Genomic DNA, 9546 nt, shown 5'->3' on the forward strand with positions numbered 1-9546 from the left:
GCGATGAGTGTCTGGAGTGCGACTACCCCGTGACCGCGCCCTCGGCGGCCGAGTGCACGAGCTTGGAGTACTTCGCGAGAACGCCACGGGTATAGCGCGGAGGCAGAGGAGCCCAGCCGGAACGGCGGCTCTCCAGCTCGGCCGGATCGACCAGTAGGTCGATCGACCGGGCTGCGATATCGACCCGTATCAGATCACCATCACGCACGAAGGCGATCGGACCTGCGTCCACCGCCTCGGGAGCGACGTGGCCGATGCACAGGCCGGTTGTGCCGCCTGAGAATCTGCCGTCGGTCAATAGTAGGACATCTTTTCCGAGCCCCGCGCCCTTGATGGCGGCGGTGATGGCGAGCATCTCGCGCATCCCGGGCCCGCCCTTGGGGCCTTCGTAGCGGATGACGACGACGTCGCCGTGCTGGATCTCGCCCGCGGCGAGGGCATCCATCGCCGCGCGCTCGCGCTCGAACACGCGCGCCGGGCCTTCGAAGGTGGCGGCGTCGAAGCCCGCCGTCTTGACGACCGCACCCTCGGGCGCCATCGATCCCTTGAGGATCGTGAGTCCGCCGGTGGCGTGGATCGGCTGGTCGAGCGGCTTGAGCACCTCGCCGTCGAGCGGCGGGAGGTTGAGCTCCTCGAGGTTCTCGCGCATCGTCTTGCCGGTGACGGTCATGACGTCGCCGTGCAACAGGCCCCCGTCGAGCAGCGCCTTCATGAGCACGGGCACGCCGCCGCGACGGTCGACGTCGTTCATGACGTACTTGCCGAACGGCTTGAGGTCGCCGATGTGCGGCACCTTCGAGCCGATGCGGTTGAAGTCGTCGAGCGTGAGATCGACCTCGGCCTCGTGCGCGATCGCGAGCAGGTGCAGCACGATGTTGGTGGAGCCGCCCAGCGCCATGCCGACCGCGATGGCGTTCTCGAACGCCTCCTTGGTGAGGATGTCGCGCGCCGTGATGCCGAGGCGCAGCAGGTTGACGACGGCCTCGCCCGAGCGGTGGGCGTACATGTCGCGGCGTCCGTCGGCGGCGGGCGGGGAGGCAGATCCGGGCAGCGAGAGGCCGAGCGCCTCGGCCACCGACGCCATCGTGTTGGCGGTGTACATGCCGCCGCACGCGCCCATGCCGGGGGCGAACGCGCACTCGATGCGGTGGGCATCCTCGAGGCTCATCGTGCCGGCGAGCACGCCGCCGACCGCCTCGAAGGAGTCGATGATCGTGATGTCCTTCTCAGTGCCGTCGCTCAGACGCACCCAGCCGGGCGCGATCGAACCGGCGTAGAGGAACACGCTCGAGAGGTTGAGACGGGCCGCCGCCATGAGCATGCCGGGGATCGACTTGTCGCAGCCCGCGAGCAGCACGGAGCCGTCGAGGCGCTCCGCCTGCATGACGACCTCGACCGAGTCGGCGATGACCTCACGGGAGACGAGGGAGAAGTGCATCCCCTCGTGGCCCATCGAGATGCCGTCGCTCACGCTCACCGGGCCGTAGTGGAGGGGGTAGCCGCCGCCGGCGTGCACGCCCTCCTTCGCCGCGCGTGCGAGACGGTCGAGGCTCAGGTTGCAGGGGGTGATTTCGTTCCACGAGCTCGCGATGCCGATCTGCGACTTGTCCCAGTCGGCGTCGCCCATGCCGACGGCACGGAGCATCCCGCGGCTCGTCGTGGCTTCGACGCCGTCGGTGACGGTGCGGGAGCGCGGCTTGTGATCGGGCAGTTCCGGCATGCTCCGAGGTTACCGCCGCCGCGCGCGGGCCGCCGACGCGGGACGGCTCGCGGTCAGTGCCCGATCGTGTCGGAATCGCCGCCCGGGTCTCCCGCGAGGGTGTCGAGCTCGGCGAGGTCGTCGGCGGAGAGCTCGAACGAGAACACGTCGAGGTTCTCCCGCATCCGGTCGGCCGACCCCGACTTCGGGATGGCGACGATGCCGTGCTGCACGTGCCAGCGCAGCACGACCTGGGCGGGGGTGCGCCCGAGCCGCTCCGCCACCGCGGTGATCGCGGGGCGGGCGAGGAACTCGCGCACCCCGCTCTGCCCGCCGAGCGGGCTGTACGCCTCCGTCACGATTCCGTGAGCCTCGTGGTACGCGCGCTCCTCCGCCCGCGTGATCGACGGACTGAGCTGCACCTGGTTGACGGCGGGCACGGTGCCGGTCTCGGCCGCGAGCCGCTCGAGGTGGGCGACCTTGAAGTTGGAGACGCCGATCGCGCGGGCCAGCCCCTCCTCCTGGAGCTTCTCGAAGGTGCGCCACGTGGAGAGGTACTCGTCGCGGGCGGGAAGCGGCCAGTGGATGAGCAGCAGGTCGACGTACGCGACGTCCATCCGGTCGAGCGCCGCCCGCAACCCGCCGATCGCGCGGTCGCCGCCCTGGAACTGACCGTCGAGCTTCGTCGTGACGAAGAACTCCTCGCGCGGGAGACCGGTGCGCCGCACGCCCTCCGCGACCCCCGCCTCGTTGCCGTAGCGCGTCGCGGTGTCGATGTGCCGGTAGCCGATCTCGGCGGCGGCGACCACGGCATCCGCCACCTCGGCGTCGTCGAGGGGCCAGGTGCCGAGGCCGAGCTGCGGGATCGAGCCGCCGGAGTTGAGGGGAATCGAGGGGATGCTCATCCGGTCAGTCTGCCGAACGCTCCTGCTCGGCGCTCGCGCGGTCGACGTCGTCGGCGAGTTCGTCGACGACGAGCAGATCGGTGCGCAGGTTCTTGGTGCGGTAGCCGGCGCGCCCGATCATGTGCGCCGCCACCGGCTGCGTCAGCAGCTGGAACAGCACGACGGGGATCAGGAGCAGCACGGCGGCCCAGCTGCGGGAGGCGAGGGCGACGGCGATCACGATGCAGATGAGGCCGAGCACCTGGGGCTTCGTGCCCGCGTGCAGGCGGGACAGCGCATCGGGGAAGCGCAGGATGCCGACCCCGGCGACGAGCGACAGCGCCGCCCCGAGCACGACGAACACCGCCGCGGCGGTATCGAGCACCTGGTCGATCACGGCGTCTCCCTCTCCCCCGCGCGGCGGTCCTGCTGGCTCACGTAGCGCGCGACGGCGACGGTCGACAGCGCGGCCGTGCCGGCGAGCACGAGCATCACCGGGATCGTGCGGGTGTGGCCGTTGAGCACCATCTCGGCGCCCACGACGAGCAGCAGCGTCGTCAGCAGGACGTCGGAGGCGAGCATCCGATCGAGGATCGTCGGACCGCGCACGATGCGGATCACCGATGCGACGGCCGCGGCGGCGAACAGCACCCCGGCGACGATCACGAGCACGGGGATCATGCCCGCACCCGCTCGAGGTCGTCGCGCGAGCCGAGGGCGCGGATGACGGACGCTTCGATCGCGAGGGCCGAGCGGCGCCCCTTCTCGACGCCCTCCTCGTCACCCGCGGCGAGCAGGTGCAGGAAGAGCATCGAGCGCTCGCGGTCGATCTCGAGCACGAGGGTTCCGGGCACGAGGGAGATCACGGTCGCCGTGACCGAGAGCACGAAGTCCGACCGCGTGCGCAGCGGCACCTCGATGATCGCGTTGAGCGGCAGCTTTCCCGGGCGGAACGCCTGAGCCGCGACGGTCACCGACGACACCACGAGGTCGAGAGTGAACTTCAGCACGAAGACCGCGAACCAGAGGATGTTGAAGCGACCCGACAGTTCGACCGGCGGCAGGTAGAAGATGCGGGTGACGCCGACCGCGACGAGCAGACCGGAGAGCGCCGACAGCCAGCTGATCTCGCCCCAGAGCAGCATCCAGAGCAGGATCAGGCCGACGAGCAGCGGGATCTGCTGCAGCACCCGCTTGCCCATGCTCTTCTTCGTCTCGGTGCGGGGCTCGGAACCGCCCACCGTCTGTGCCTCAGTCATCGAGACCGCCCGGGACACCGTCGGGGAACACCGCGGTCACGTAGCCCCGCTCGCCGAGGACGGCGGCGGCGCGGTCGCCGAACTCGTACAGCGGCCCGGCGAAGACCGTGAGGGCGACGGTGACGACGACGAGGCCGACCGTCGACGCGATCATGAGCCGCGGGATGCGCGTGCGCACGGCGACGGGCTCCGCGTCGGCTGCGGCGCCGGACTCCGACTTCTCGGAATCCTCCTCCGCCACCGGCGCGGGGCTCCAGAACACGCGGCTCCACACGCGCATGAGCGCGTACAGGGTGAGCAGCGAGACGAGGGCACCGGCGGCGACGTTGACCCAGGCGAAGCCGTCGCCCGACGAGATCGCCGCCTCGAAGAGGCCGAGCTTGCCGAGGAACCCGGAGAACGGCGGGATGCCGCCGAGATTGAGCGCGGGCACGAGATACAGGATCGCGACGACGGGGGCGGCGGCCAGCATCCCGCCGAGTTTCGGGATCGCCGTCGTGCCGCCGACTTGTTCGATCAGCCCCGCCGCGAGGAAGAGCGCCGTCTGCACGACGATGTGGTGCACGACGTAGTAGATCGTCGCCGACATCCCGTCGACGGTGCCGAGCCCGATGCCGAGGATCAGGTAGCCGATGTGGCTCACGAGCGTGAACGAGAGCAGACGCTTGATGTCGGTCTGGGCGACCGCGCCGAGCACGCCGATGATCATCGTGAGAGCCGCGACGACGAGCAATGCGCCGTTGAGTTCCGGTGCCGGGAAGAGCAGCGTCTCCGTGCGGATGATCGCGTAGACGCCGACCTTCGTCAGGAGTCCTGCGAAGACCGCGGTCACGGGAGCCGGCGCCGTCGGGTACGAGTCGGGCAGCCAGAAAGAGAGCGGGAACACCGCCGCCTTGATGCCGAATCCGAGCAGCAGCATGACGTGCAGGACCAGGCGCACGGTGGGGTCGATCTCCTCCATCCGCAGGGCGATGTGGGCGAGATTCACGGTGCCGAGTGCGCCGTAGATCATGGCGATCGAGGCGAGGAACAGGCTCGACGAGAGCAGGCTCACGACGATGTACGTCGTGCCGGTGCGGATGCGCGGCTCGGTGCCGCCCAGCGTGATGAGCACGTAGGAGGCGACGAGGAGGATCTCGAAGCCGACGTAGAGGTTGAACAGGTCGCCCGCGACGAACGCCGTGTAGACGCCCGTCGCGAGGATCAGGTACGCGGGGTTGTAGATCGTGACGGGTGTCTCGTCGTCGCCGAAGGCGAGACCCTGCCCGACCGAGAAGAGGAGGACGGCGAGCAGCACGATGCTCGACACCACGAGCAGCAGCGCCGAGAGCCGGTCGACGACGAGCACGATGCCGAACGGCGCCTGCCAGCCGCCGACCTCGACCACCACGGTGCCGAGCGTGTCCACGCCGACGAGCAACACCGCCGAGATCGCCGTGGTCACGGTGAGGGCGATGACGGTGACGATCCGCTGGGCCCGCAGCCGCTTGCCGAGCGCGAGCGACATCGCCGCGCCGACGAGCGGCGTCAGCACGACGAGCGGCGCGAGGGTCGCGAGCAACGCGGCGGTCATGCGCGCTCCTCCTCGGACTCCGAGACCGCGGACGGGTCGGGGGCGAACTCGGTGTCCTCGGCGATCGCCTCGCCCGAGCTCGAGAACTCCGAGCCCTCGAGCTCGGTGCGGATCTCGAGGTCGGCGATGTCATCCGTCACCTCATCGCGCTGGGCGAGGCGCCACGAGCGGTAGATGAGCGCGAGCAGGAAGGCCGACACGGCGAAGGTGATGACGATCGCCGTGAGGGCGAGAGCCTGCGGCAGCGGATCGGCCATGCGTGCGTCCGACTCGCCGCCGACGATCGGGGCCGTGCCGGGCGGGCCGGCGACGATGAGGATGAGCAGGTTGGCGGCGTTGCCGAGCAGCAGGATGCCGAGCAGCACCCGCGTCATCGAGCGTTCGAGGATCAGGTAGACGCCGCACGCGAAGAGCACGGCCATCACGACGATCAGCACGAGGGAGACGCTCACGGCTTCACCCCCGACATCGGGGCGGCGACGTGGTCGCTCCGGTCACCCGACTCCAGCTCGCGGTCCAGCTCCGCGCCGAGGCTGCGCAGCACGTCGAGCACGAGGCCGATGACGACGAGGTACACCCCGATGTCGAACACCGAGGCCGAGACGACGTCGAGACTGCCGATCGGTCCGAGGTCGAGGGTGAACCAGCCGGAGGTGAGCGGCGCGAGGCCGAACAGCAGGGGCACCGCGGCGGCACCGGCGGCGAGCGCGAGACCGAGGCCGAGCACTCGGCCCGCGTCGAACGGCGCGGCGGCGCCGAGCTCGACGCGACCACCGGCGAGGTAGCGGGCGACGAGTGCGAGGCCCGCGACGAGCCCGCCCGCGAAGCCGCCGCCGACCGCGTTGTGGCCGACGAGCAGCAGGTAGAGCGACACGATGATGAGCGCGTGGAAGAGCAGCCGCACGGCCACCTCGAGCAGGATCGAGCGGTTCTCGGGCGCGAGGGTGCGGCCGGCGAGCAGCCACGAGCCGCGGCCGACGGGAACCTCGCGAGCCACGGCGTGCGCGCGGCGGTCGCGGAACGTCGAACGCTGGGAGCGTCGCGAGGAGCGCGGGAGGTCGTCGGCCCGGGTGCGCAGGAAGATCAGGCTCGCGACCCCGGTGGCGGCCGCGATGACGACGGTGAGCTCGCCCATGGTGTCCCACCCGCGGAGGTCGACGAGGGCGACATTGACGACGTTGTAGCCGTGCCCCTCTTCGACCGCGAGCTCGGGCCAGGCCACCGACACCGGCGTCGAGATGCGGGCGTCGGTCGCGACGAGGGCGACGACCGCCATCGTGACGCCGACGGCGACGCCGAGAGCGGCACGCAGCAACCGGTGCGAGGTCCCGTGCTTCTCGCCGAGCCGGGCCGGCAGACGTCGCAGCACGAGCACGACGGCGACGAGGGTCACGAGCTCGACGAGCACCTGCGTGAGCGCGAGGTCGGGTGCCCCCTGCACGACGAAGAGAGCCGCCATGCCGAGACCGGTGACGCCGACGAGCAGCACGGCTTGGAAGCGCTTCGCGGCGACGGTCGCGGCGATCGCCGCCGCGACCATGAGCGCGCCGACGACCGGCTGCGCGGGATGCTGCGCCAGGTCGACCACCTCGGGCAGGCCGGTCGCGGGCAGCACGCTCCACACCGCGGCGACCGCGACGAAGAGGATGACCGCGAGGTAGAACGGCAGCGAGCCCCGCTGTGTGAGCCCCGTCACGGTCGCGGCGACGACGTCGATGCCGCGCACCATGCCGCGGTAGGCGCGCTCGCCCATCGCGGCATCCCCGGCCGGGGCCTCGGCGGGCATCCGTCGCGCGAAGAGCAGCACGAGCACGATACCGAGCGCGAGCACGAGCGCCGAGAAGCCGAGCGCGGGTTCGAGTCCGTGCCAGAAGGCGACATGTCCGGCCTCGTCGGCGTCGGCGTAGCCCGCCGCGACCTCGAGGGCGAGCGGGTCGAGCACGGCGGCGAACGGACCGCCGACGAAACCGAGCGCGGCGAGCAGCACCGGCGGGGTGAAGAACACCCAGGTCTCGAGGCGCGGGTAGCGGCGCTCCTCGGGCAGCGGCTCCACCCCCGGCTTGTCGGCGAAGGCTCCCCACACGAAGCGGTACCCGTAGGCGATCGTGAACGCCGAGCCGATGACGACGCCCGCGAGCGCGATCCACGCCCAGAGGTCGCCGTGCACGCCCGCCTCGAACAGAACCGTGAGCACCGACTCCTTCGCGACGAAACCGAACGCGATCGGGAGCCCCGCCATCGACAGCACCGCCGCGATCGAGGCGCCGGCGAGCAGCGGCGCGCGGCGCCCGAACCCGGTGATGCGGCGCAGGTCGCGCGTGCCGCAGCCGTGGTCGACGATGCCGACGATGAGGAACAGCGCCGACTTGAAGAGCGCGTGCGAGAGCAGCATGAGGATCGCCGCCACCGCACCGGCGGCCCCACCCCAGCCGGCGATCACGACGAGCAGCCCGAGCTGGCTCACCGTGCCGTGCGCGAGCACGAGTTTCAGGTCGGTCTGCTGGAGAGCGCGCACGGCACCCACCATCAGCGTGAGGAGGCCCAGCCCCACGAGCACCTCACGCCATCCCGGAACCTCGGCGTAGCCGGGAGCGAGCCGCGCGGCGAGGTAGATGCCCGCCTTCACCATCGCGGCGGCGTGCAGATAGGCGCTCACGGGAGTCGGTGCCGCCATCGCTCCGGGCAGCCAGAAGTGGAACGGCACGATCGCGGACTTCGACAGCACGCCCACGAGCACGAGTCCGATCGCGATCGGCAGCAGCGGATCGGTCGGCGGGTTCGCGACGAGCTCCGAGAGGGATGTCGTGCCGCCGAGCTGGGCGAGCCAGACGAGTCCGACGAGCATCACGAGACCGCCGAGGGTCGTCACGAGCAGCGCCTGCAGCGCGGCCGTGCGGCTCGAGCGCTTGCTGCTGTTGTGCCCGATGAGCAGGTAGGAGAAGACGCTCGTCGCCTCCCAGAAGACGAACAGCAGGTAGACGTCGTCAGCGGCGACGAGGCCGTACATCGAGCCTGCGAAAGCCAGCAGGATGCCGGCGAACTTGGGCACGCCCGCATCCCCCGGCCGGAAGTACGCGGCGCAGTACACGAAGACGAGGGCGCCCACCCCGGTCACGATCAGGAGGAGCAGCAGCGACAGCGCGTCGATGCGGAACGAGAGCGCGAGGTCGAGCTGCGGCACCCAGGGGATCGACTCGGCGACGGTGCCGCCGTCGAGCACGACGGGCAGGGCGGTGAGCGCGTGGCCGAAGGCGGCGGCGGGGACGGCCGCGGCGACGAGGAACGCGCCGCGGCCCAGGACTCGCGCGAGGATCGGGATGACCAGTGCGGCGAGCGCGAAGACGAGGAGGATGGCGGACATAGCGCTCCTCCCAGCTCTCAGGCGGCGGCTCGCGGCGCGCGGCTGTTCTGCCGTGGTCGTGGTCGTCAGGGCCGAGCGGCCCCTGGAATGTGACGAGTCTACGTTCTCGGCGGGTCGAGTGCCGCGGGTTGAGTGCCGCGCGCAGCGCGGTGTATCGAAACCGCACCAGCGCACGCCCGCGGGTTGAGTGCCGCGCGCAGCGCGGTGTATCGAAACCGCACCGGCGCACGCCCGCGGGTTGAGTGCCGCGCGCAGCGCGGTGTATCGAAACCCGCCCCGAGCAACTCGTCGCCTGGTTCTCCACCGGCTCAGAACTCGACCGCGTGCGTGCAAGAGAGATATGCGAGCATCCCGGATGCCCTACTGCTACCTCCTCCGCTGCGCGGACGGTTCGTACTACTGCGGCAGCACGCGGCACGAACTCCACGTACGGATCGAGCAGCACGGTTCGGGGCGGGGCTCCGAGTACACGGCGACGCGTCTTCCCGTCGAGGTCGTGTGGGCTGCGGAGTTCGATCGGATCGACGACGCCTACCTACTCGAGAAGCGCATCCACGGGTGGGGTCGGGCGAAGCGCGAGGCCCTCATCGCGGGCGAGTTCGAGCGGCTGCCGGGGCTGAGCAAGAAGGAACTGTTCGCCCGCCAGCAGTTGACGGAGTAGCTCGGGGGTGGGTTTCGATACACCGCGCTGCGCGCGGCACTCAACCCGCGAGCATCCGCGCCCTGCGGTTTCGATACACCGCGCTGCGCGCGGCACTCAACCCGCGAGC

At 70.8% G+C, this 9546-nt stretch carries 9 protein-coding genes; 1 reads left to right on the forward strand and 8 read right to left on the reverse strand.

The window, feature by feature from the left end:
- Positions 1–22: 22 nt before the first annotated feature.
- The 8 genes from ilvD to ACO1X9_RS10405 are packed head-to-tail and all read right to left on the reverse strand — an operon-like array spanning position 23 to position 8776.
- Entirely contained in the window at positions 23–1720 is a 1698-nt protein-coding gene (gene ilvD / locus ACO1X9_RS10370; RefSeq protein ID WP_486350758.1) for a dihydroxy-acid dehydratase, read from the reverse strand.
- Between the two features lie 53 nt (positions 1721–1773).
- Entirely contained in the window at positions 1774–2604 is an 831-nt protein-coding gene (locus tag ACO1X9_RS10375) for an aldo/keto reductase (protein WP_486350759.1), read from the reverse strand.
- A gap of 4 nt (positions 2605–2608) precedes the next feature.
- Positions 2609–2980 (reverse strand): monovalent cation/H(+) antiporter subunit G, encoded by a 372-nt coding sequence (gene mnhG, locus ACO1X9_RS10380; protein WP_486350760.1) that lies wholly within the window; start codon positions 2978–2980, stop codon positions 2609–2611.
- A complete protein-coding gene (locus tag ACO1X9_RS10385; protein WP_486350761.1) occupies positions 2977–3264 on the reverse strand; it encodes an MrpF/PhaF family protein in 288 nt (95 codons plus the stop codon). Before ACO1X9_RS10385 ends, mnhG begins: the two co-directional genes overlap by 4 nt.
- Positions 3261–3842: a Na+/H+ antiporter subunit E gene (locus ACO1X9_RS10390; RefSeq protein WP_486350762.1), complete on the reverse strand. Its 582-nt coding sequence runs from the start codon at positions 3840–3842 to the stop codon at positions 3261–3263. Before ACO1X9_RS10390 ends, ACO1X9_RS10385 begins: the two co-directional genes overlap by 4 nt.
- Positions 3835–5415, reverse strand: a complete 1581-nt coding sequence (locus ACO1X9_RS10395; protein WP_486350763.1) for a Na+/H+ antiporter subunit D — start codon at positions 5413–5415, stop codon at positions 3835–3837. Before ACO1X9_RS10395 ends, ACO1X9_RS10390 begins: the two co-directional genes overlap by 8 nt.
- Positions 5412–5867 (reverse strand): Na(+)/H(+) antiporter subunit C, encoded by a 456-nt coding sequence (locus tag ACO1X9_RS10400; protein WP_486350764.1) that lies wholly within the window; start codon positions 5865–5867, stop codon positions 5412–5414. The genes ACO1X9_RS10395 and ACO1X9_RS10400 overlap by 4 nt, the downstream gene beginning before the upstream one ends.
- Positions 5864–8776, reverse strand: a complete 2913-nt coding sequence (locus tag ACO1X9_RS10405; protein ID WP_486350765.1) for a Na+/H+ antiporter subunit A — start codon at positions 8774–8776, stop codon at positions 5864–5866. Before ACO1X9_RS10405 ends, ACO1X9_RS10400 begins: the two co-directional genes overlap by 4 nt.
- Before the next feature lie 355 nt (positions 8777–9131).
- On the opposite strand from ACO1X9_RS10405, the gene ACO1X9_RS10410 reads away from it, so the two are divergent.
- Positions 9132–9437 carry a GIY-YIG nuclease family protein gene (locus ACO1X9_RS10410; protein WP_486350766.1) on the forward strand — a complete coding sequence of 102 codons (306 nt, stop codon included), beginning with the start codon at positions 9132–9134 and terminating at the stop codon, positions 9435–9437.
- The last annotated feature ends 109 nt before the right edge of the window (positions 9438–9546 follow it).

Source organism: Pseudolysinimonas sp. (assembly GCF_057350545.1).

Bases quoted from the DNA above. Each gene is read 5' to 3' on its own strand.
- ACO1X9_RS10390 (WP_486350762.1), bottom strand. From the start codon at position 3,842: ATGACTGAGGCACAGACGGTGGGCGGTTCCGAGCCCCGCACCGAGACG.
- ACO1X9_RS10375 (WP_486350759.1), bottom strand. From the start codon at position 2,604: ATGAGCATCCCCTCGATTCCCCTCAACTCCGGCGGCTCGATCCCGCAG.
- ACO1X9_RS10405 (WP_486350765.1), bottom strand. From the start codon at position 8,776: ATGTCCGCCATCCTCCTCGTCTTCGCGCTCGCCGCACTGGTCATCCCG.
- ACO1X9_RS10395 (WP_486350763.1), bottom strand. From the start codon at position 5,415: ATGACCGCCGCGTTGCTCGCGACCCTCGCGCCGCTCGTCGTGCTGACG.
- ilvD (WP_486350758.1), bottom strand. From the start codon at position 1,720: ATGCCGGAACTGCCCGATCACAAGCCGCGCTCCCGCACCGTCACCGAC.
- ACO1X9_RS10410 (WP_486350766.1), top strand. From the start codon at position 9,132: ATGCCCTACTGCTACCTCCTCCGCTGCGCGGACGGTTCGTACTACTGC.
- ACO1X9_RS10385 (WP_486350761.1), bottom strand. From the start codon at position 3,264: ATGATCCCCGTGCTCGTGATCGTCGCCGGGGTGCTGTTCGCCGCCGCG.